Source organism: Bacillus sp. lyk4-R2A-2 (assembly GCF_030209735.1).
In the GTDB taxonomy this organism is placed as follows: domain Bacteria; phylum Bacillota; class Bacilli; order Bacillales; family Bacillaceae; genus Bacillus; species Bacillus pumilus.
This window is the reverse complement of the sequence record NZ_JARVRK010000004.1, coordinates 750,718-774,933: the sequence shown is the minus strand read 5'-3', so window position 1 is coordinate 774,933 and position 24,216 is coordinate 750,718. Positions and strand designations below refer to the sequence as shown.

General features: G+C 40.8%; 18 protein-coding genes. 3 read left to right on the top strand and 15 right to left on the bottom strand.

The genetic code is table 11. The annotated features are described in order from the left end of the window. The first annotated feature begins 229 nt into the window (after positions 1-229). Complete coding sequence (locus QRN39_RS06675) at positions 230-1,555, top strand: S8 family peptidase (RefSeq protein WP_284906560.1); 1,326 nt, start codon at positions 230-232, stop codon at positions 1,553-1,555. A 91-nt stretch (positions 1,556-1,646) separates the two neighbouring features. Here the strand turns inward: QRN39_RS06675 and QRN39_RS06670 are convergent, their stop codons facing one another. The 3 genes from QRN39_RS06670 to QRN39_RS06660 form a co-directional block, all read right to left on the bottom strand. Continuing rightward, positions 1,647-2,795, bottom strand: a complete 1,149-nt coding sequence (locus tag QRN39_RS06670) for a Rap family tetratricopeptide repeat protein (protein WP_003211287.1) — start codon at positions 2,793-2,795, stop codon at positions 1,647-1,649. A gap of 165 nt (positions 2,796-2,960) precedes the next feature. Next, on the bottom strand, positions 2,961-3,710 hold the full coding sequence (locus QRN39_RS06665) for a poly-gamma-glutamate hydrolase family protein (RefSeq protein ID WP_253622592.1): 750 nt from the start codon (positions 3,708-3,710) through the stop codon (positions 2,961-2,963). Positions 3,711-4,023: 313 nt separating this feature from the next. Next, positions 4,024-4,497 carry a CarD family transcriptional regulator gene (locus tag QRN39_RS06660; RefSeq protein ID WP_050944959.1) on the bottom strand — a complete coding sequence of 158 codons (474 nt, stop codon included), beginning with the start codon at positions 4,495-4,497 and terminating at the stop codon, positions 4,024-4,026. A gap of 568 nt (positions 4,498-5,065) precedes the next feature. Here QRN39_RS06660 and QRN39_RS06655 point away from each other — a divergent pair. Together QRN39_RS06655 and bslA are read left to right on the top strand one after the other, a co-directional pair. Then, the gene (locus QRN39_RS06655) at positions 5,066-5,464 is read left to right on the top strand and encodes a hypothetical protein (RefSeq protein ID WP_003211318.1); all 399 of its coding nucleotides are present in this window, start codon (positions 5,066-5,068) and stop codon (positions 5,462-5,464) included. A gap of 125 nt (positions 5,465-5,589) precedes the next feature. Then, a complete protein-coding gene (gene bslA, locus QRN39_RS06650) occupies positions 5,590-6,126 on the top strand; it encodes a biofilm surface layer hydrophobin BslA (RefSeq protein ID WP_050944961.1) in 537 nt (178 codons plus the stop codon). Positions 6,127-6,343: 217 nt separating this feature from the next. Here the strand turns inward: bslA and mutL are convergent, their stop codons facing one another. The 12 genes from mutL to QRN39_RS06590 all read right to left on the bottom strand — a co-directional run bounded on the left by mutL (position 6,344) and on the right by QRN39_RS06590 (position 24,099). Further along, positions 6,344-8,245 (bottom strand): DNA mismatch repair endonuclease MutL, encoded by a 1,902-nt coding sequence (mutL, locus tag QRN39_RS06645; protein ID WP_284906557.1) that lies wholly within the window; start codon positions 8,243-8,245, stop codon positions 6,344-6,346. A 20-nt stretch (positions 8,246-8,265) separates the two neighbouring features. Next, entirely contained in the window at positions 8,266-10,842 is a 2,577-nt protein-coding gene (gene mutS / locus QRN39_RS06640; RefSeq protein ID WP_212045874.1) for a DNA mismatch repair protein MutS, read from the bottom strand. Between the two features lie 124 nt (positions 10,843-10,966). After that, entirely contained in the window at positions 10,967-11,512 is a 546-nt protein-coding gene (cotE, locus tag QRN39_RS06635) for an outer spore coat protein CotE (RefSeq protein WP_003212450.1), read from the bottom strand. Between the two features lie 484 nt (positions 11,513-11,996). Then, the gene (gene ricA / locus QRN39_RS06630; RefSeq protein ID WP_003211238.1) at positions 11,997-12,431 is read right to left on the bottom strand and encodes a regulatory iron-sulfur-containing complex subunit RicA; all 435 of its coding nucleotides are present in this window, start codon (positions 12,429-12,431) and stop codon (positions 11,997-11,999) included. A gap of 1 nt (position 12,432) precedes the next feature. Continuing rightward, complete coding sequence (gene miaB, locus QRN39_RS06625) at positions 12,433-13,959, bottom strand: tRNA (N6-isopentenyl adenosine(37)-C2)-methylthiotransferase MiaB (protein WP_012010025.1); 1,527 nt, start codon at positions 13,957-13,959, stop codon at positions 12,433-12,435. A 158-nt stretch (positions 13,960-14,117) separates the two neighbouring features. Then, positions 14,118-15,299: a glycine C-acetyltransferase gene (locus tag QRN39_RS06620; protein ID WP_284906553.1), complete on the bottom strand. Its 1,182-nt coding sequence runs from the start codon at positions 15,297-15,299 to the stop codon at positions 14,118-14,120. After that, positions 15,296-16,360 carry an L-threonine 3-dehydrogenase gene (gene tdh / locus QRN39_RS06615; protein ID WP_284906551.1) on the bottom strand — a complete coding sequence of 355 codons (1,065 nt, stop codon included), beginning with the start codon at positions 16,358-16,360 and terminating at the stop codon, positions 15,296-15,298. The genes QRN39_RS06620 and tdh overlap by 4 nt, the downstream gene beginning before the upstream one ends. A 175-nt stretch (positions 16,361-16,535) precedes the next feature. Next, positions 16,536-19,580, bottom strand: coding sequence for an efflux RND transporter permease subunit (locus QRN39_RS06610; RefSeq protein ID WP_284906549.1), 3,045 nt, complete (start codon positions 19,578-19,580; stop codon positions 16,536-16,538). Positions 19,581-19,782: 202 nt separating this feature from the next. Next, positions 19,783-20,043 carry a stage V sporulation protein SpoVS gene (gene spoVS, locus QRN39_RS06605; RefSeq protein ID WP_003211281.1) on the bottom strand — a complete coding sequence of 87 codons (261 nt, stop codon included), beginning with the start codon at positions 20,041-20,043 and terminating at the stop codon, positions 19,783-19,785. Between the two features lie 201 nt (positions 20,044-20,244). Continuing rightward, positions 20,245-21,039, bottom strand: coding sequence for a TIGR00282 family metallophosphoesterase (locus tag QRN39_RS06600; RefSeq protein ID WP_003212177.1), 795 nt, complete (start codon positions 21,037-21,039; stop codon positions 20,245-20,247). A gap of 88 nt (positions 21,040-21,127) precedes the next feature. Continuing rightward, positions 21,128-22,690, bottom strand: a complete 1,563-nt coding sequence (rny, locus tag QRN39_RS06595; protein WP_003211958.1) for a ribonuclease Y — start codon at positions 22,688-22,690, stop codon at positions 21,128-21,130. Between the two features lie 233 nt (positions 22,691-22,923). Continuing rightward, positions 22,924-24,099: a serine hydrolase domain-containing protein gene (locus tag QRN39_RS06590; protein WP_137054611.1), complete on the bottom strand. Its 1,176-nt coding sequence runs from the start codon at positions 24,097-24,099 to the stop codon at positions 22,924-22,926. Between the last annotated feature and the right edge of the window lie 117 nt (positions 24,100-24,216).

The following is a 24,216-nucleotide window of genomic DNA, read 5'->3' as shown; positions in this document are numbered from 1 at the left end:
TTTGTTTCACCGGTTCTCTAAGAAGAACTCTCCCACCTATCATCGGCTGATTCTACATGTTTTCCACCTTTTTCTATTATTTTACAAAATGTAAGCGCTTTTCTTTTTCATCAGAAATGAGTAAGCCGCCAATATGAAGAAAAGAAGGGACAAGAATCCGAACAAAGCAGCTCTCATTCTCATAACGTAAGAGTGTACAAGAATGGATAGCTAGAATGGAGGGCATCACATGTTTGGATTTTCTATGGTGCAAATGGTCAGGACACATGCTAGTAAACTAGATCAGCCTTTAAGAGAGACCGTCCTTCACCTTTATAAACCTTTTAAATGGACGCCATGCTTTCTTCATCGTTTCTTTGAAGGAAGATTAAAGAAGAGAAAGAAGCTTCGTGTAATTATTGAATTTAAGGAAGACGCGGTCGAAGCAGGGATTCAAAGCACAAAACAACTCATGAAAAAAAGTAGAAAAACAAATATCAAACGGCACTTTTCACATATCGACTGCTGCGCTGCAGACATAACACCGGCCGCTTTAGAGGAGCTGTTAGCAAATGGTGAGCATATTCGTAAAATTTATTTAGACCGGAAAGTTCATGCACTTCTGGATGTGGCCACACAAGCTAGTCACGCGGATGAAGTCTTCCGAAACGGTACATCCTTAACTGGGGAAGGCATTACGGTCGCTGTCATTGATACAGGAATTTATCCGCATGAAGATTTAGAAGGAAGAATTCGCGATTTTGTGGACTTAGTCAAGCAAAAAACAAAGCCTTATGATGATAACGGGCATGGTACTCACTGCGCTGGAGATGTAGCTGGAGACGGATCGGCCTCAGATGGCTTGTACAAAGGACCTGCTCCAAAAGCTCATTTAATTGGCGTAAAAGTGTTAAATAAACAAGGGGCTGGATCGCTTTCTACTATTATAGAAGGGGTTGAATGGTGCATCCAGTTCAATGAAGATCACCCTGATGATCCGATTCATATTATGAGTATGTCACTAGGCGGAGATGCTCAGCGTTATGATGACGAACAGGACGATCCGATGGTGCGTGCTGTCAATGCTGCTTGGGATCAAGGCATTGTAGTATGCGTCGCAGCCGGAAACTCTGGTCCTAACAGTCAAACGATTGCGAGCCCTGCCGTCAGTCAAAAAGTGATTACGGTTGGCGCTTTTGATGACCGGAATACACCAGAATCAAACGATGATATCGTGGCACCATTTTCAAGCAGAGGTCCTACTGTTTATGGTGAGACAAAGCCTGATATCCTTGCACCAGGAGTAAACATCGTCTCTCTCAGATCACCAAGATCCTTTCTAGATAAACTCGACAAATCAAGCAGAGTCGATGATGATTACACGACGTTATCTGGCACATCTATGGCAACACCGATTTGCGCTGGTATTTGTGCTCTTCTATTAGAGCATTCACCAGATTTAACGCCCGATGAGGTCAAAACCCTGTTAAAAGAAAATACAAGCAAGTGGTCTGGGGATGATCCGATGATTTACGGGGCAGGTGCCATTGACGCAGAAAAAGCCATCAAAGAATAAATAAAAAAGCCCTTTACGTTGATTCGTAAAGGGTGTTGTTTTTGTCTGTTATTACGTGTGAAGTCTTTCATCTACTTGATCAGCTGACATGTTATGCTTCGTTCTCATACATCTCATCTCCTTTTTGAATGTGCGTACGCGCTTCGATCACAATCTCAAAAAAAGTGGAGGATTCCTTGTACATGTCGCGTTCCTTATAATAATTAGCCGCATCAAGTGCTAATTCCTCTAAATCAGCAAACATTTTTTTGCTTCGCAGTCCAAATAGTGCCGATCTTAATTGCTCACAGCTGTCTTTTTCTATATAAAGCGCCTGTAAAAATTGAAATTTCAACTGATAAATTTCATCTTCCAATAAACAAGCCTCGTTCATTCCTTTACGTATAGCCTCACCCGCCCGCTCGATATCTCCGAGTTTAAACCAGGTAAGAGCAAGTGAAAATAATGATTTGATCATCGTGGATGCTTGATCTTTTTGATAAAGGGAAATGGCTTGTTCAAAAAAGACTGTCGCTGTATGGTACGTTCCCATACTATAATGACAAGCTCCTAAGTTATTAAGAGCCATCGCTTTAAAATAAGATGTGCACTCTTTCCGCTCCATCGCTTCACAAACCTTTAACGCTTTTTCTAAGTAAGGAAGCGCTTTTTGGTGCTGACTCACATCAATACAATTACCTGCCATGACAAAATCACATTGAATGCTTCTTTTTCCATAAAGCTGATGTTTCTTATAAATGTCTCTCGCCTTTTTAGCATAATGCATGGAGAAATAAGTTTGTTTCATATGATAGTATACTTCAGCGATTTTATAGTAAAATTCCGCTTTTTCAATCTCATCTGTCACTAAGATCAGTTGATGTTCCGCATGCTTGTAATAGGAAATGGCCTCGATGTATCGGCGCTGGATAAACGCATACATTCCATGAAAAAAATGAAAGTAATAGCCAAGTAAGCCTGTCATCTCATCTTCTCCATCTTCCATTTCTTTCGGAAAAGAAACGGCTTGAAGTGTTTCACTCCCTGCATGGACTGGCGTTAAATGCTGAAGCATCAGTTGATGGCGAAAATCCATTAGAGAATAATATAGAAGCAAATCTTGATCCTCTTCCATCTCATGAATTTCTTCTTCAACAAGGCGCTTCATATCGTTTGCTTGTTCGACTTCAAATTTGCAAATATGCGTGTACCATTGATTGATCTTTACACCTACTTCGGAAGATGGTATTTTATGTGCCATCCACTTCAGCCCCATTCTATCATATCAAACTGATAACTATTATTTTACATAATTTATGTTTTTAAGGCAAATTGTAATTTATTGCATGATTTATGTTCATTTCGCATATTTCTATCTTTTTTACCAAGTTTAAATGGAGTACTTTTACCCATCAAAACGATTTTACTACGAAGTTGGGTCAAATTCTCTTAATACTTCTTTTAAAGCACGGATATAACGTCTGAATGCTTTTTTCTTTCCTTTTCTCGTATCAAAATGGTCGAAAAAAGATTCTCTCTGCGCCGTACTAATTTCTAGCTGAACGCTTTCACCACTTGCATTTCGATTATTAATATTTTTAGGATCTGTTCCTGAAAGCCGTTCGCCTTCTTGCACCATTTCTGCAGAAAATCCTCGATCTTTTAACTCTCGTACAACTGCTCTTTTCATTTTTTCGTTTGTCCCGCCAACTAGCGTGTGCTTTTTATCACTTTTATAGCCGTGGATGGAAATGGAGAAGGGATACGTTTTAATCATTTGGACCAATATCGGTTCATCAAACTTGGTGCTTGTAATATGCAAATCACGATTGTTGTCTTGTTTCGTTCCTTCAAACAAATACGTCGAGTATCTTTGTTGAAATGCTTCTACAATTTCACTTGTTCCTGGTTCAATTTCCCCTCCATGAGGAGAAAAGACGAGTAAATCACTTCCGCCCTTTTCGTGAAATTCTATTTCATACCCTTTTCTTTCATGCCGAATAAGCTGTTTAAAACTGTCGTATCGATCCCCTTTTTTTCGCTCTTTTTGATACTTTTCTACCTCTTCTTGATGTTGCTTTTGCTCTTTTTTTTCTTGAACAGAATGGCTGCATTTCACCATTAAAAGAGCACATAGGATCAGAAAGATGAATCCACATATCAGTAGCCTTTTCATTTCACCGCTCCTTTTCATTCTCTTAGGTGTCATCTTATCGCATTATTTTACTATCAATGGCTAACAGAATTCAAAGGTTGTCCGGCTCATTTAAATGAATCAGGAGAACTTTCCTGTTTTTTTATGCCGCTCTAGGTATTTCTGACTTCTTTGAATCATTCGCTGCTTGAATAAAAAACTGCATCGTATGACCTTATTTTAGCTTTAGTTAAAATCACCTACAAAAATGGACATGTTTTTCTGATTTCAAACAAAAAAGCCGCAAACAAAAGGGATGCCCTTCTGTTTACAGCCAATTATTGTATATCCATCATTAAATTCTTAGTTCATTCTCTAAAGCTGAAAGGACTTCATCTTGTGAAAGCCCTTGTGCAAGAGAAATTTCACTCACTAACATGCCTCTAGCATCTTCAAGCATCTTCTTTTCACTTGAATTTAATGCTTTCTTCTGATTTCGTCTCATCAGATCTTTGACAACGTCTGCACCGTCTTCGATCGCACCTGTTTTTAGCTTTTTCATATTTTCATCATATCTTTGCTTCCAAGTAAGCGTGTCGTCGTTTGTTTCTTCTGCAAAATTGTTCATCACAACTTTCAGCGTTGCTTGATCTGCTACCTGACGAATACCTAGTTGATTGATTCTGCCTCTTGGGATCATCATCTGCATATTCGGCATTTGAATCAGAAAATATTCCTCCGTCTTACCTAAAATCTCTTTTTCTTCCATTCCTTCAATCACACCGGCACCATGCATAGGATAAACAATTTTATCACCTATTTGAAACAAATCCGCCACCTCCGAAAGTATTCACAATTTGATTATAACACATTTCATCGTTGGATAAAAATTTATATTTTATCATGTTATTTTAGCACTAGTCAATTCTTTTCATTTGAATTTTTGAGAAAAAGCCTTTTTTTACAGAAGATGCGCCACCATCCAGTCCCCTTGTCTTATTCGTGCATATACTAGCATTGAGTCACATTTAGGAGGGATGACAATGTGCAAATGCAAGTGCAAACATTCCCACTCAAACTGTTATAAAAAGCATGACGATCATTGCCATGAGGACCCATGTAAAGAAAAAAAGTTTCATCATAAAAAAGATGATTGGTTTGAGAGCGATTTCTGGGATACTTCTAGAAGCTACGATCCCTATTATTACCCTAAAAGTGTCTGCAGCAGTTGTAAGAAGCGTCGTAGAAGAAGACATGGCTTCTCATATTAGCACCTGACGCTTTCAACTGCTTTTTGTTTTCCCGGCTGAAAAGCCGGTTTTTTTCATATGGATAGGCTCATGAAACGGATCATGCTCATAGGATATGGCAACCTGACATAAAGGATGAGATATCAAATGAACAATATGAATAGCCAAATGAATTATCATCACGAAGGAAATCCGTACCATACGTTTGAGAATGTGTATACAGCCAATCATGAGCATGTGGTCGCGCCAAACATGCATGATCATATGAATATGCCAAACCATTATCATACCGGTAAAAAGGATAAGTACAGCGGACATTATCCGCATCATCATTCAGCCTATCCGCCTTTTCCAAATCAGCATGACCCCTTTTCGCATGTTCCAATGAAGGATCACCATCATCATGGCCACTATGGTGGATATGGAATGATGCCATATCATCCATACGGATATCAAGATATGCATATGATGATGCCGAATCAGCAAATGCCAGGCTTTGGTTACGGAATGAACCAACCAAATGCGCATTTTCCCCGTTATTACTAAACAAAATGACAAAATAAGGGTATAATATACCATTTAATACCATGTAGGGATATGGTAACATTATAGGTAAATAATGGGTGTAATCATCTATTATTTACCTATATTCAACAAGGGGGAAGGAAGAAATGAAAAAAACATGGACGATGATCATGATGGGGATGCTCACATTGGTTATGGCGCTGTCAGTACCGCTTTCTGCATCTGCTGAAGGAGCCAAAACAGAGGAAAGCAAAGCATCAACCAATGCAAAACCAGCTGCCCTTTACGCAAAAATTACAGGTACAAGTAAGCAGGAATGGTCTTTTTCTGACATTGAACTAACGTACAGCCCAAATTCTATTCTAAGTCTTGGTGCGGTTGAGTTCACACTGCCAAAGGGTTTCCAAGCAACAACTAAAGACATTATGAACGGTAAAGCATTAAAAGACAGCTACATTTTGAACAACGGACAAACCGTCCGTATTCCGCTTAGATTGGATTTACTTGGAATTTCCAAATATACATTAAAGCTTTCACATAAAGTACTCCCTGCCGCAGGTACATATACGTTCCGCGCAGAAAATCGAGCAATTAGCATCGGTTCCACATTTTATGCAGAAGATACGATTGATATTAATACACGACCAGTTGTGGTCACACCGCCAGATCCGTGTGGATGCTAAATAAAAAAGCGCTCTAATAAGAGCGCTCCAAATGACAAAGGGCAAAATGATGTTTATTTTAGCCCTTTGTCTTCTTTTCAGTGTGATAGAAACCTTTGTAGCTTAGGAAGGACGAGTTCTGGCGCGGCTTAGCGGATTAGACATTCGTGAGCACCAGCTCGCGCAATAGTTTGTCTACACGCTGAGGTGCCTTAATAAGAGCGCTTTTTTTATTTGATCACATGACCCGTTTAAACATTTTCTCCATTTCATATGTCGAGTGATGAATGATGATCGGCCGGCCGTGCGGACAAGTGAAAGGGTCCTTTGTCTGCCTGAGTTCATCTAATAGGGCTTTGATTTCATCATTTCGCAAATGACGATTTGCTTTGATAGAGCCTTTGCAGCTCATCATGATTGCCGCTTCTTCTCTTAATTTTTTGATATCTACACGCTTCTCATCCAGCACTTGCTCAATAATCTCTTCGATCAGTTCAGCCTCTTCTCCTTTTGGAAACCACTGCGGATGCGACCGTACAATGTAGCTTCCTGAACCAAAAGGCTCTAAGAAGACACCCACTTTCGTTAGTATCTCTTTATGCTCTTCAATAATCAGCATATCGTTTTTCGAGTAATGGAATGTTAATGGGACGAGCATTTCTTGCACTTCCTGTTTGATCTCTCCTACCTTCTCACGATAATACTCATACTTGATTCGCTCCTGGGCCGCATGCTGATCAATAATATAAAGCCCACGTTCATTTTGAGCCAAAATATATGTGCCGTGCATTTGTCCGATGGGATACATCACAGGGACGCGTTCGTTTTCTGAAATGGCTTCTGCAGCATCTTCTCTTAGTTCTGACTCTTCATATTCTAGTGAAGCGGCGGATTCCTCTAACTGAACTCGCTCAGATGAGGCTTCTTCATAAACTACTGGTGATGATGGTTCCGTCTTCTCTTGATTAGGCATTCCGTATGCTTCGGTATGGCTTGTCTCATATAAGACCGATTCGAGCGGCTCCGGCTGATAGGATAGCGGCGTTTCCACCTCGCTTGTGTTTCCTTTTTTCGCATCAAAGGTTAAGGATTGCTGCTCATTTTTGATCGCTGGCATTGGTGCTTTTTTTGGCACCGAAGCACTTGGAATGAGCTGCTGCTTTTGAAATACGTCCTTAATTCCTTGCTTAATTAACTCATGAAGTTCCTGCTCTTTACTAAGTCTCACTTCAAGCTTCGAAGGATGAACGTTCACATCCACTAAAATGGGGTCCATCTTCATCTCTATAAATGTAATCGGGTGGCGGCCAATCGGTAGCAGCGTGTGATACCCTTCATGGACCGCTTTCACGAGCGGAAAATGCTTAACATATCTGCCGTTTACAACAGAAGACATATAATTCCGTGATGCCCTTGTCACTTCTGGCAAGGAGATATATCCTTTCACTTCAAAATCAAGTGATTGCACGTGAAGCGGCACCATTTTTTTCGCAACAGCTGTTCCGTAAATGGCCGCAAGCACATGCCGCACATCCCCGTTTCCATTCGTCTGAAGCAGGACTTTTCCTTGATGACGCAAGCGAATCGATACTTCTGGGTGAGCCAGCGCAATTCGATTGACGACATCTGATATATTGCCAAGCTCCGTATGAACGGTTTTCATGTATTTTAGGCGGGCCGGTGTATTGTAAAATAAGTTGGTAACGACGATCTCGGTACCGCGGCGACTAGAGGTTTTTTTCTCTGAAATGATCTTTCCGCCTTGCAGCACCAGGTGCGTTCCAGCTCCTTCACCAGTACTTGTTTTCATTTCTAGATGAGAGACAGATGCGATACTTGGCAGCGCCTCTCCCCTGAAACCGAGCGTTCTGACACGGAACAGGTCATTTTCATCTTTGATTTTACTCGTTGCATGGCGCTGAAAGGCGAGCTTACAATCTTCAGCATCGATTCCAACACCATTATCAATCATTCTAATAGAAGAAAGACCTGCTTCTTCTACATCGATTTCAATCACTGTACTACTTGCATCGATTGCATTTTCCATAAGCTCTTTTACGACAGAAGCTGGACGTTCGACTACTTCACCTGCAGCAATTTTATTGGATAGGTCATCGGATAACTGAATAATCTTTGCCATTTTGCTCACCTCACCTTACATTATAATTTCTTTTGCAATTCATATAGCTTAGTCATCGCTTCGAGCGGAGTCATATCCATTAGATTGAATGACTTTAATTCCTCGATCACCGCTTGATCTTTCTGTTTTAGAACTGGTTTGGTTTGCGGTTTTTCTTCTACTTCAAAGAAAGAAAGCTGCTGCTTTTCCTCTGCCTTTTCTGTTTTTGGAGCTGCAGATACGTGCGGGGTCACTTCATGTGATCCGCTCTCAAGCTCCGTCAAAATGGTCTGGGCCCTATCGATGATCGCATCAGGCAATTCAGCAAGCTGCGCTACATGAATACCATAGCTTTTATCAGCTGCACCCTCTTTGATTTGATGTAAGAAAACGACCGTGCCCTCATGCTCTTCAGCACGTACATGGACATTTTTCAGCTCGCTTAATTGAGATTCAAGAACTGTCAGCTCGTGATAATGTGTGGAAAAAAGCGTTTTGGCACCAATATGATCGTGAACAAATTCAATGATCGCCTGCGCAAGAGCCATTCCATCATAGGTGCTTGTCCCGCGTCCAATTTCATCAAATAAAATCAAGCTGTTTTTCGTTGCATGCACCATCGCATTTTTTGCTTCGAGCATCTCTACCATAAAAGTACTCTGACCAGAAATCAAATCATCTGCCGCCCCAATGCGTGTAAAGATTTGGTCAAAGATCGGAAGAGTCGCCTTCGATGCCGGCACAAAGCAGCCAATTTGCGCAAGAATGGAGATAAGCGCCATTTGTCTCATATACGTACTTTTCCCTGACATATTTGGTCCAGTAATGAGTAAGGTTTGCCGGCCATTTCCCATATGGCAGTCATTTGGTACATACTCCTGGTGATCCATCACTTTTTCAACGACTGGGTGACGACCATCTATGACATCTACCTCATCCTCTGAGAATTCTGGACGGATATAACGGCGTTTTTCACTGACAGTCGCAAAGCATTGAAGCGCATCCAGCTCACTCATTTGTTTTGCAAGCAGCTGTAATCTAGGAATATAACCTTTCACTTGCTCCCTGAGAGCTGTAAATAGTTCATATTCCAATTCGTTGATATTTGATTCTGCTTCAAGTATCAGTGCTTCTTTTTCTTTTAATTCAGGTGTGATATACCGCTCTGCATTGGCAAGCGTTTGTTTTCTTTCATAACGGCCTTCCTCCAGCAGATGTGTATTTGCGCGTGTCACTTCGATATAATAACCAAACACTTTATTAAACCCGACTTTTAAGGAGCGAATGCCGGTATATTCTCTTTCCTGCTGTTCAAGACGTGCAATCCAGTCCTTTCCGTTTCGGCTGGCATCACGGTATTCATCTAATTTTGCATTGTAGCCATCTTTAATCAAATTGCCTTCTTTTATCGTCATCGGCGGATTTTCATAAAGTGCATCTTCTAATAAATTAAGCAAGTCACCACAAGGATCAATCGCATTCGCTCTTGATTTTGCCATTTCCTCTGGCAGTGAGTGCACAAGCTCTTTAATGGCTGGTACTTGTTTTAAGGATTCCTTTAACTGAATGAGATCACGGGCATTTACGTTGCCAAATGCGACGCGGCCCGCTAAACGTTCGAGATCATATACTTGCTTTAACCGTTCACGCAGATCCTCTCGTTCAAAGAGATGGTCCATAAGAATTTGCACCATTTCCTGGCGTTCTTTAATGTGCGAAAGCCGAATTAACGGCCGGTCGATCCATTGCTTGAGCAGCCTTCCACCCATCGCTGTTTTTGTTTCATCTAACAGCCATAACAAAGAGCCCTTCTTGCTTTTTGAGCGGATCGTCTCTGTTAATTCAAGATTTCGTTTTGAGTAAAGATCAATTTTCATTGTTTGTTCGAGCTCAAACACTTGAACTTGCTGAAGGTGATCGAGACTTCTTTTTTGCGTTCTTCTTAAATAAGCATATAATGTCAAAAAGGCCGATCTTAGTTGCTCGCTCAGGCGGGACACGAGCCGCTCAGCTTCATCGATCAATTCATCACTATCTTCGTATGAAATGGTCGCTTGGCACCGATCCTTTAAGGTCTTGACTGTTTCCTCATCCAGCTGCTTTGACACCACAATTTCTTTTGCACCGACAGAATAAATTTCAGACACGACTTCATCTAATCGATCAATGAAAGCCGCCATGTTTTCACCAGTAGATAAATCGGAAAGTGCAAGTCCATATCCATTTTCAAACTTTGTCACAGAGGCAATGAAGTTGTTTTCATTTTCACTTAAGCCTTTACCATCCATCACCGTACCTGGTGTAATGAGTTGAACGACTTCTCTTTTGACTACACCTTTTGCCGTTTTAGGATCTTCCACCTGCTCACAAATCGCGACCTTGTAGCCTTTTGAAATCAATTGTTCTATGTATGCAGAAGCAGAATGATAAGGAACACCGCACATTGGTATGCTCCCGCCATCTCTGCTTGTTAGCGTGATTTCTAATTCTTGTGACGCTTCTTTTGCGTCATCAAAAAACATTTCATAAAAATCGCCTAAGCGAAAAAATAAAAAGGCATCTTGGTACTCTGCCTTGATTTTTAAATATTGCTGTATCATGGGCGTATAACTTGCCATATTTCTAATCCCTCACTATATTACATTCGAATTCATACCATCTTTCATTATAGCATATAAAATCACCTTTTTTCTCCTAGATAGGACACAAAAAAACTAGGGGGATATGCGCCCTAGTCATCAATTACTCTTCTGGATCACCCGCTAGAAATTCTGGATGAATATCCTCTAACTCCTCATCCACCTCTTCTTCCCACTCATGATCATCTTTTTCTTTCCAGCTTGAATTGACCTCTACAACAATTTTTGTTTCTCCTACCACTTCAGCAATGAATTCACGCTCTGCCTGAACGATAATTTTATTGCCGTTTGGAGAAATGGTCACTTCTAGACAATTCGGCTGCTGCAGCACTTTTGCAATCACTTCGTGCTCATCATCAAGGAAATTTTTATCTTTATATCTTAGTTTGATGATGTCTACATATTTCACCCGTTCTGTGACAACTTCTGTTTTTGTGTTATCAGCGTAAGAATACCATACGTTAATATCAAAGGTTCCTTCAATCTCAACAGTTTTACCGACCTTTTCAGCATCATACTTATGATTAATGATCCAACCACCTAGGATGCTGGTTGGTTTTTGCGATGGAGAAATGGTGTGTGTGCTTTGGGTGAATTTCCTCCCTTTTGCAACCACCGCTTTTGTAATAATTTCTCTGTATTCAGACATTCCGGCATGCCTCCTTGTTCTTGATCGTTTTATCTTATGCTGGGCATTCGTCTAGTGTGTCACGATTTTGAACTTCATGTTCAATTAAATTCATTTCTGTTTCAGTGTATGCATGGTTGCCCATAAACTTGCCTTGAAAATTGGAAAAGTTGGAGAGTGAGAGATTGGGGTTGACTGTAATGGTGTAATTTGATGTAATAAAGTTAGTAGCCCTTCTTTATATAGGGAGGGATTTTTGTGAAAGAGTTTCATATTATAATAAATATTTTTGGATTAAGCATTGAGTTTCAATTTAAATCTTCTAATCTGTAAAATCAATTCATTTTTAGTTTATAACGTATCACTATAATATTTTGAATAAATAAATCAATACATTTTTTACGAAATACAGGGCTACTGCATCAACATTTTGTTGTTGATGCAGTAGCAAAATACAAATTACATATATTCTATATAATAAAAACCCCGCATTTGCGGGGTTTTCTCATTTAATGGAGCAACTTGGTGATGAGTTTTTCACTTTTGAACCGGTTTCTCCTAATAAGAGGTCACCGCCGGTTGAAAGAATGATTTCATCTGTTACTTGATTAGAAATCGTATGCGCTACGAGCTGAAGCAGGGAATTGACTTCCACTTGTGATTCTTTGAATTCTTGAATCACTGGGATTTCATCCAGTTCTTCTTGCAGGGCATCGATTTTTTCTTCCACTTGCTTTAAGGCTTCATGTTTGCCGTAATGCTTTAAATTCACAGCTTGTTTTTGAAGCGCCTTAATTTGGTTAATAATCGTTGAAATTTTTGTATTTTCATTGATTTGCGCTTCTGCTTTCTTGAAGAAATCAACTTCTTCTGTTTCAGAAATCATTTTAGCGAGCTCTCTTGCGCGCTCGACAATCTCTTTTTTTGAATAAAGCGTCATTTTAATTCACCTCGATAGCTTCTCCAACCATTTCTCCGTCAAGAGACCAAGTTTTGGCTTGTGTGATTTTCACTTTGACGATGTTGCCAATCGCTTCTTTTGGTGCTTTAAAATTCACAAGCTTGCTTTTACTTGTATATCCGGCTAGGATTTCAGGGTTGTTTTTACTTTCACCCTCTACTAATACTTCGACAGTCTGCCCTTCATATTCCTTCATTTTTTTCGCAGAAATTTCATTCACGAGGGCATTCAGGCGCTGCAGACGTTCTTTTTTCACATGCATTGGCACGTTGTCTTGCATTTTCGCTGCTGGTGTTCCTTCTCTTGGAGAGTAAATGAACGTATAAGCAGCGTCAAACTCAACCTCGCGATAGAGGGAAAGTGTTTCTTCAAACTGCTCATCTGTCTCATTTGGGAACCCGACAATAATATCCGTTGTTAATGAAGCATTTGGCATCGCTTCTTTGATTTTGCGCACAAGATCAAGGTAACGCTCACGGTCATATTTTCTCGCCATAAGCTTCAAGACAGAAGAACTGCCGGATTGAACTGGCAAATGAATATGATCGAGAAGGTTCCCACCCTTAGCAAGCACTTCAATTAAGTGATCGTCAAAGTCACGCGGGTGGCTTGTTGTAAAACGGATACGCGGAATATCGATTTTACGTAGCTCATCCATCAAGTGTCCAAGACCATATTCCATGTCTTCAAAATCTTTTCCATACGCATTCACGTTTTGACCAAGAAGGGTAATTTCCTTATATCCTTCTGCCGCTAAACGTCTGACCTCTTGAATAATTTCGTCAGGGCGGCGACTTCTTTCCTTACCGCGCGTGTAAGGGACGATACAGTATGTACAGAATTTATCACAACCGTACATAATATTCACCCAGCCCTTAATTTTTCCTTGGCGGGCTCTCGGAAGGTTTTCAATGACATCGCCTTCTTTTGACCAAACCTCGATGACCATTTCTTTTGAAAGATAGCATTCAGATAACAGCTCTGGCAGGCGGTGAATGTTATGTGTACCGAAAATCAAATCAACAAATGGATGTTTCTTCAAAATACGGTTGACGACAGATTCCTCTTGAGACATACATCCGCAGACACCTAAAATTAAATCTGGCTTTTCACGCTTTAATGCTTTTAAATGACCAAGCTCTCCGAACACTTTGTTTTCCGCATTCTCACGAATTGCACAAGTGTTTAATAAGATGACATTTGCATCCTCCGTTGAGTTTGTCGGTTCATAACCAAGCGCCATAAAAATACCAGCCATCACTTCTGTGTCATGCTCATTCATTTGACAGCCATATGTGCGAATATAAAACTTGCGCCCGTTTCCTAACCCTTGAAAACGCTCGTCAATTTGAAATTGATTGTATTCGACTTCTTCTTTACCCCGTTTTTTTGCATCTTTTAAGGAAGGCGGAATGTACACAGCTTCAAAATACTGGCTATAGTCCTTCTCGGATTTTTTGTCCGATGAACTTACTTGTCCGCTCGCTTTTCTCTGCTCTTCATTCATGAATTTGTACTCCTTTCAAACCAAGCTCCACCCTACAGTATAGACTATTTTGTGATGAATTGAAAATAAATTCATATACAGTTTTTCTATAAAAAATGGCTATTCAGCAAGAAGGTCACAGCCAATCTCTTTATTAAAAAAAGAGAGCCTGCGCTCTCTCAATCAAGTATGTTCAGTTTTTTTGCTTCTTCTTCGATGATCGTCAGTGCACGGTCCAGTTCTTCTTTTGTGTGCTCTGCTGTGATGATGGCTCTAATTCTCGCTTTTCCTTTTGCTACAGTTGGGAAAGCGATGCCCTGGGCAAACACGCCTCGGTCTATTAAAGCCTTTGAAAAGCGGAACGTAAGAGCTTCGTCTCCAATCATGATTGGAATAATTGGTGTTTCTGTCGGAGCAACTTGAAATCCAAGGCTGACGACTTTTTCTTTGAAATAGGCGGCGTTTTCCCAGAGCGTGCTAATTCGCTCTGGTTCGTCTATCAGCACTTCAATCGCTTCTTCACACGCTCTAGTCACAGCTGGCGGATGTGAGGTGCTGAATAAAAACGGTCTTGCTTTATGCTTTAAATAATCAATTAAAACGGCTGATCCCGCTACATAGCCGCCGAGCACTCCGACAGCCTTACTAAGTGTCCCAACCTGAATATGCACTCTGCCGTCGAGTTTAAAATGGTTGACTGTCCCGCGGCCATTTTCACCAAGCACGCCCGAGGCATGTGCATCGTCTACCATCACAAATGCATCATATGCTTCTGCGAGCCTGACAATCTCAGGAAGTGGCGCAATATCTCCATCCATCGAGAACACACCGTCTGTGACGATGAGACGAACGCGGTAATTCATAGATTTCTTTAAAATTTTCTCAAGCTCTTCCATATTGGAATGACCATATACTTTTTTATCTGCTTTTGTTAACCGAATGCCGTCAATGATTGAGGCATGATTCAGTTCATCTGAAATCACAATATCATCTTTTGTCAGGATACTTGATAAGACCCCTTGATTGGTCGTAAAGCCTGATTGGAATACAAGGGCTGCCTCGGTCTTTTTAAATGCAGCGAGCTTTTTTTCAAGACGTTCGTGCATCGTCATTGTGCCAGCGATCGTTCGTACCGACCCCGTACCAGCACCGAATTGATCAATGGCCTCTTTTGCCGCTTTCATCAGCCTTGGATGTGAGGTGAGGCCTAAGTAGTTATTTGAGGAGAGCTGTATGACAGGTTGTTCATTTAATGTCACAGTGGATGATTGTTTTGAGTCAATCTCTTTCAATGTTTGGTGAGTGCCTTGCTGCTTCATTGTTTCCAGTTCATCTTGTAAATACGTGAATTCTTTCATCATTTCTTCCCCCTTTGATTTGATGGCATCATCAGTACGACCTTTCCGCACATCCCATTTCTCATGAGTTCAAATCCCTTTTCGAACTGTTCAAATGGTAGTGTATGGGTGACAACTGGCTTGACATCGATGGTATTTGTTCTTAATAACTCAGATACTTGACGCCACGTTTCAAACATTTTTCTCCCCGTGATCCCTTGCACGGTTAATCCCCTAAAAACAATTTGATTCGTAATGTCAATTGTCACTGGTCGTTCTGGCAAGCTTAGTATATTGATTTTCCCTCCATTTGCACAAGCTTCGAGAGCTTGATTAATGGCAACTGGATGTCCTGACATCTCGCATATCACATCTGCCCCCTCCATCCGCGTGAACTGCTTAATCACCTCAACAGGATCACCTTTTCCAATATCCACGATATGGTCTGCTCCCATTTCCCGGGCAAGATTCAGCCTGTATTCGTTTTGATCGACAGCAAACACTTGGACAGCACCGGAAGCATTCGCGACGGCGATCGCCATTAAACCGATTGGTCCGCAGCCAAAAATCGCCACTGACTTACCTGAAACAGGTGTGTGCAGCACTGTATGAACCGCATTGCCAAGCGGCTCTTGAATAGACGCAAGCTCTACTGGCATTTGAGCTGGATTGTGCCACACATTTTGTTCAGGTACTTTGACATATTCAGCAAAACAGCCGTCAATGTCTACTCCTAAAATTTTCGTTTCATTGCACAAGTGCTGTTGACCTGTTAAACACATAGAGCACTGATTACATACAACATGTGTCTCTGCCGATACAAAATCCCCTACTTTTGCACGTGAGACTTGCTTCCCCGTCTTGACAACTTCCCCTGTAAATTCATGTCCAAAAATGTAGGGCGCTTTAACTCTTCCCTTTGCCCAGTCATCCCAATTGTAAATATGCACGTCTGTTCCGCATATCGAAGTGGCTTTCACCTGAATCAATACTTCGTGATCTTTGATTTCTGGAATCGGCATCTCCATCAGCACCGCTCCGTAAGCGCTTTCTTTTTTAACAATTGCTTTCATCTTTCCACACATGACGTACAACCCCTTTGTTAAAAAACTTCTCCCAATGAGATTTTAACACGTCTTATTTTCGTCGTAAATACCATTGTCTACTGCAAAAAGACAAATGAACACTCCACATATTTTTTTGGATATTTTTCTAAAAAAAAAAGCAAATCCCCATAGAAAAGGAGATTTACTTTTTGATTCACCGTCTTTTTGAAACGGCAATATATAAGGCTGGCACAATTAATAGTGTCAAAATTGTTGAGAAAAAGACACCCGATACAATGCAGATTGCCAGCGGCTTAAAGAGCGGATCATTACTTAATGCTACAGGCATTAGGGCAACAAGTGCCGTAAATGCTGTTAGTAAAATTGGCCTAATCCTTGCTCTTCCCGCTTCAATGACAGCTGTCTGTTGATCGAATCCCTGCTTACGCCGCTGCTCAATAAACTCGAACAAGACAACCGCATTTCGGACCACGATACCAGCTAATGAGACAATTCCCATTGTTGCCATAAAGCTGAACGGCGTTTGTGTGACAAATAGTCCGATAACAGCTCCAGATATCGCTAAGTAAACCGTTCCTAGAACTAATAGTGGAAGCATCAATGAATTGAACTGGAAAGCGATGGTCACATAAATGAGAAGCAAGACAACCCCAAATAAGAGACTAATTTCAATAAAGAACTTGGTTTGATCTTCATTTTCTCCGCCTTGAGAAATAGCTAGATCCTTCGCTGCATCTGTTTTTCCTACTTGATCGACGACTTCTTTCATGTCGTCTTTAAACGACTCTGACGTGCCAGGGTACGCCTTCAGCGTAATGGTCGGAATTCCATTTTCATGTGGAATGCTTTCGTACTGCTCTGTTTCTTTTTCTTTTACATATCGGCTAAGTGGCTCGAGTGAAGGCATACCGCCTTCATTTGAATTCACAGGCACTTTTATTTTGTTTAGCTTTAATCCATTTTGATGTGTACCTACATCCTGTTTGACCACTAAATCGATATCTTTTGTTCCTTGTTTAAAGCTGCCTAATGGCATGCCTTCTGTCACAAGACCGAGCTGTCTGCTGACAAGCTGAGCGCTGAGGCCATCCTCTGCCATTCGGTCACGGTTTAGTTCAAAGGAGATCGTTTTTACCGGCTGATTGACATCGTCAGTGATCAAGCTCGCTCCTTTTTCTTTCATTTCACTTGTGAGCGTTTCTTTAACATCAATGAGCTTTGCAAAAGAGTCACCCGCAATGGTTACTGTCACAGGTGCACCAGTTGGAGGTCCTTGAACAATGGTTTTCATAAAGATATCAGCATCTTTAAATTTCTTACGCAATGGCTCTGTCATACGATCGATCAATTGTTTACTCGTCATCTGATCATTGTCTACTCTCACGACAACCTGGCCAGTATGATCACTTGCATTTGAGATACTTTCATTAAACAGGTTCGGTACACCGCCGCCTGCAAAGATCGCCGTCTCTTCAATGCCTTTCTGCTGTTTCATCTCTTGTTCTATTTTCTCTAATGTTTCATTTGTTTTGTCTAATGTTGTTTCACTTGGAAGTGTGACAGTGACAACCACTTCTTTCTTATTCGCTGCAGGGAAAAATTCAAATGGTGTGACGAAAATTAGTAAAAAGGCAAGCGTTGCAACAAGCAAACCACTTAAACCAATAAGCAGCGGACGCTTCACAATATTCGTCAGCACACGGTCTGCATAAAAATCAGCTAATTTTTTTAACGGTTTGCCTAGGAATCCTGGCTCTTTTTGAATTTTCTTGTTCTGTCTTTTTCGGTTCACAGTATATTGATAGACTGGCACTAGTGTCAGAGAAATTACCATAGACGCAAGTACAGTCGTTACGAGGACAGACGGTAATGCTCGTATAAATGAACCGTTTGCACCTGATAGGAAAACAAGTGGCAAGAAAGCAAACACAACCGCAAGTGTTGAGGTCAAAATAGACCCTGCAACTTCTTTGACCCCTGCAATCGTTCCTTTCAGCGGACTTTCATATTTTTTCATCTGCCTTAAAATATTATCGTTGACGACAATGGCATCATCGACAAGTATTCCTAGGGCAATGATAAATCCGATAATCGATATCTGATTGAGGTCCACTTGTAAAAATGGCAGCGGAATCGTTCCGATTGTGATTGATAATGGGATGGCAAGTGAAACGATGAACGCACCGCCAATGGTCAGACCAAGTGTGGTGACAACAATAACAGCGATGACCGCAACAATGGCTTCTTTTATCAAATCATTAAAAATGGCATCCACTTCACTTTTTTGTGAATAGTAGTTTACCCACTCGACACCACTTGGAAGCTGCTTCTCTTTCTCAATAACATGACTGACTTTGTCATACATTTTAGGAATATCAAGCCCTGGTTTGATATTGACTGTAAATGAATAGGCAGGCTTTCCGTTATACGATACAATGTCACTTTTCTCTTTTTCTACTTCTTTTAAGCTGCCAAGCTGACTGATTGTGACCGGTTCACGGTTCGTTTTGGAGAAAAGCTCAAGCTTTTTCACTTGATTCAAACGGTCGTAGGCATCGATGGACAGCTTAACCTTCTCGCCGCCTGTCCGAATGTCGCCTAGTGGAGATGTGTCAAATTCCTGATTGATGGCATTTGTGACATCCGTTACACTTAACCCTTCATCCTCCAGTTTACTTGAATCTAAGTTTAATACCGCTTGTTTGTCATTGAATCCTTTGATGACGACACTGTCTACCCCATTGATGTCCTCAACCTTTTCCTTCAACGCACGCAGCGATTCCTGACTTTTTGCTAAGTCTGCTGATTGACTTGCCACAGCCATATAAGAACCAACCGGCACGCTGCCAAACTCATCCTTTACATCAGGCTCCATCACTCCATCAGGAAAGGACGACGCAGCACTTGTGGTTTCGTTCTTAATTTGACTTGCCACCTTTTGAAAGTCGGCTTGATCATCAATTTCAAGCACAATATTTGAAAACCCAATGGCAGAAACAGAGCTCGTTTTCTCTACACCATTGATATCAGATATGGCTGATTCGAGCTTATTGGTTACATCACTTTCCACCTGTTTTGCATCCGCACCTGGGAACACGGTGGAAATCGTGATGATATTCGCTTGGAATTCTGGCAGTTCTCGCTTAGGAAGCTGCGTAAATAAATAGCCGCCAGCAATGAGAACAATAAAAAATAAAATAAAAACAAGCTTTCCTCTTTTCAAAAAAGCTTCAATCATTATTTCACCTACTTAAATATTTATTTTTGATGAAGTATTTTTAACTTAATCTTAATTTATCATCATGGTGAAAAAATGCAAGCTCTAATATGTCATTTTTATCTATTTCATGAACTGAATATGTTATATAAGAAATGTATAGTGGTAAACAAAAACAACCTGCTTACATGATGTAAGCAGGTTGAAAATAATAAAATTAGAATTATCGTGGCTCAACAATCAATTTGATGGCTGTTCTTTCTTCTCCATCGATAAGAATGTCAGTAAAGGCTGGAATGCATATCAAATCCACTCCACTTGGTGCAACAAATCCCCTTGCTATGGCTACAGCCTTGACCGCCTGATTCAGCGCTCCAGCGCCGATTGCTTGTATTTCCGCTGCACCGCGTTCACGTAAAACGCCTGCTAATGCTCCTGCTACTGAATTCGGATTTGACTTTGCTGACACTTTTAAAATTTCCATTTCTGCTCCCCCTTAAATTTACAATGGATAAGTGAGTGTTCATTAGAACAATCTTTGTTAGATGATGCTATTTTTTGAAAATCCATCCCCAAAATGTTTTTCAAAAATAGCAGGCTACCTACCATTTTTACTATATTCACGATAGAGGGCGCATATTCCTTCTTTCTGATTAATATTTTTCTGAAATAAATATGTGAACATTTATTCAAAGAAAATATGGTCATCATTTATCAAAATTCGATCAATTTTGACAGCTTTTTTCGACTGTTCGTCAATTTCTACGATTACTGCACTTAATGTCGTGCGTCCTTCCGCAATCTCAAAACGGACTGGAAGACTCGTTTTGAATCGTTTAATAATCGTCTCCCGATCAACACCTAAAATGCCATCATAAGGTCCTGTCATTCCCACATCTGAAATATACGCAGTTCCTTTTGGCAAAACGCGATTATCTGCTGTTTGAACATGTGTATGCGTTCCAACGACACATGATGCACGGCCGTCTGTATACCAGCCCATCGCTAGCTTTTCACTTGTGGCTTCACCATGAAAATCAATAAAAATGAACGGTGTACGTTTAGATGCTTCCGCAATTAACTCGTCTACTTTTTGAAATGGGCAGTCAAGTGGGGGTAAAAAAGTACGTCCTTGCAGGTTGATGACGGCTAATTCTTTCCCTTGTTTTTTGATAAACGTCAGACCTTTACCAGGTGTACCTTCTGGGAAGTTCGCCGGACGAACCATGTTGGCTGCGTCATCGATGAAATCAAAAATGTCTCTTTTATCCCATGTATGGTTGCCCATTGTGAGCACGTCAGCTCCTGCTTGCAGCAGTTCATGATAGATTTTTTCAGTGATCCCTTTTCCATGAGCAGCATTTTCTCCATTGACAATGGTAAAGTGGGGCTGATATTTCTTCTTTAGCTTTGGCAAGTATTCTTTCAGTGTGTCTCGTCCAGGTGAACCGACAATATCTCCAACAAATAATATTTTCATGCGCTTTGAACCCTTTCTCTTATAAATTGACTTCTTATCAGTGTTGCATATTTACACAAAAAAATAAAGCGGCGCTAAGCGCACCGCTCTATTTTGCATACTCTACTGCGCGAGTTTCTCGAATGACCGTCACTTTAATGTGACCAGGGTAATCGAGCTCGTCCTCAATCCGCTTACGAATATCCCTTGCTAGACGGTGAGCTTCAAGATCATTAATTGAATCCGGCTTCACCATAATACGTACTTCACGTCCAGCCTGTATCGCAAACGATTTTTCAACACCTTCATAAGATTCAGAGATATCTTCTAATTTCTCAAGTCTCCGAATGTAATTTTCAAGCGTCTCACTTCGTGCACCAGGGCGTGCTGCAGATAATGCATCTGCTGCCGCAACAAGAACAGCGATAATAGATGTCGGTTCTTGGTCACCGTGGTGAGAGGCAATACTGTTGATGACAACAGGATGCTCTTTATATTTCGTCGCAAGCTCAACGCCAATTTCTACGTGGCTTCCTTCTACTTCATGATCAATGGCTTTTCCAATGTCATGCAGAAGACCTGCTCGTTTTGCAAGCTTTGCATCTTCTCCAAGCTCTGAAGCCATGAGACCTGCAAGATGTGCAACCTCAATTGAATGCTTCAGGACATTTTGTCCATAACTTGTACGGAATTTTAAGCGACCGAGAATCTTGATGAGATCCGGATGCAGACCGTGAACTCCGACTTCGAATGTCGTTTGCTCACCCATCTCACGGATATAATCATCGACTTCACGGCGTGATTTTTCCACCATTTCTTCAATTCGTGCAGGATGAATGCGGCCATCCTGGACTAGCTTGTCCAGAGCTATCCTCGCTGTTTCACGTCTAATCGGATCAAAGCCCGATAGGATAACAGCTTCAGGTGTATCATCTATGATCAAGTCAATACCTGTTAACGTTTCTAACGTACGGATATTTCGTCCTTCACGTCCGATAATACGACCTTTCATCTCATCATTTGGAAGATTGACTACAGATACCGTCGTTTCAGCTACATGATCAGCTGCACAACGCTGTAACGCAAGTGAAAGAATATTTTTCGCCTTTTTATCAGCCTCTTCTTTCGCTCGGTTTTCAGATTCTTTCGTCATGACTGCAATGTCGTGGGAAAGCTCATTTTCAACTTGATCCAGAATGATTTGTTTCGCTTCATCTCGAGTTAAACTTGAAATACGTTCCAACTCGGCTTTCTGCAAACGAATCATATCATCCACTTTGCTTTCCATCTCTTCAATATGTTGTTGTCGTTCATTCAGAGAATGATCTCTCTTCTCCAACAGGGACTCCCGTTTATCTAAAGATTCATCTTTGCGATCAAGATTTTCCTCTTTTTGAAGTAAACGGTTTTCTTGTCTTTGAAGCTCATTACGTCTTTCACGAACTTCTTGCTCCGCCTCTACACGAAAGGAATGAATTTCATCCTTCGCTTCCAAGAGCGCTTCTTTCTTCAATGCTTCCGCATCACGCTTTGCATCCTCAACAATTTGTTCGGCCATGTTTCTTGCGCCGGATATTTTTGCTTCTGCAATGGTTTTACGAACAAAGTAGCCAACAACTAAACAGATTAGGCTCAGCAAAATGGAGATGATCGTAAACATCGTAGGCGACATATTTTCACCTCCTCTTGCTATGAACTTGGTTTTACAAATAAAGTGTCGGCATGTACATTGTTTTGTGTCTCAACATACAGGGCCTTCACAGGGAATGAGATCCTCACTGCCCTTGTCAAGTTTAAATTAGTTATCAATCATGTTAAGAAAAACAAGTGATACATTTCCATTGTAATTGTGTCGGAAATACTTGTCAAGCTTGCTATCTTAACGTTTGCAAAAGCAGATCAGAATTATTCTTGATTCAGCAGCTGATATATTATATTGTTCACTTGGCCCAGTTTCGTGTTATTTTGAATGTTTGACAACAATACAACAATGGTTTGTCCAGATTTGCTAAAGCTGTTCAAAATGTTGAAACCCGGCATGACACCATGGTTTGAATAGCTGCCGGGAGCAACATAAAATCCCATTCCGTATGTGGAGCTGCTTCCTGGCGTAAACATCTTTTTATAGCTCTTCTGCGAATACAGTTTGCCGTCTATCAGTGCTTGGTCAAATTTGCACATATCTATAGCACTCATATAAATATCTCCAGCACCATACAGCTGAGATAGATCAGGCATATACGGTGTAATCATTCTGCCGCCTTTCAGTTTATACCCTACAGCAGGATAAGGGTTTTTTTCATATGTTTTGTAAAAACCTGCATGCGTCATTCCTGCCGGTTTAAAAATATGATTCGTTATATATTGTTCATAGGACTCACCGCTTACTTTAGCAACAATATAAGCAAGAACAGAATAGTTGGAATCCTTGTATTCCCATACGCCCGGCTGACGATTAATTCCCTGACGTTCTATATCTTTTATTAAATTGTCCGGAGTAATTGCGCCGTTTCCTTCAATATGTCCGTTTATTCCCGATGTATGTGTAAGCAGATTTTTCAAGGTAATCTTTTGTCCGTTAGGGAAATGAGGTAAATACATGCTTACCGGATCACTTGTCTGAAGTTTCCCCTTTTCCTCAAGCTGCAAAATAGCGGTTGCTATCAGCGCTTTTTGTGACGAACCGACATAAAAAGATGTCAATGGATTATTTTGAATTTTTTGTTTACGGTCTGCATAACCAAAACCTTTATTTGTTACGATTTCTCCATTTTTAACCATCATGGCTGTTCCGCTGAAACCGATCTCATTTAAATAGCTGCTGATATTTTGATTGCGGTCTACTGTTTTGATTTGTTCCTCTGATTTTTTGACGGTTTTCTTTTTGACTTCTTTTTTCTGGCTAGTACTTGAAGCTGCTGCAGTTTGTTGAAACGGGTTGTTCTCTTCACTATTTCGATGAAGCACATTCCACATCGTTAAGTAAATCATCGCTGCTAAAAAAACAAGCACAAGTTTTCCCCTCTGATTTGGTTTTCTCTGTCTGCGTTTTGCAGTTCTACTGCGGGTTGGGCTTGTCATTACCTTTTCCTCCCAAAATAAATCCCATTTTATATTTTAGACGGATGAAGTACTGAAAAAGTTGTCGAAAGTTTTTTGCAAAATAAAAAAGGCTGAGTTTTTTCACCCAGCCTTTTG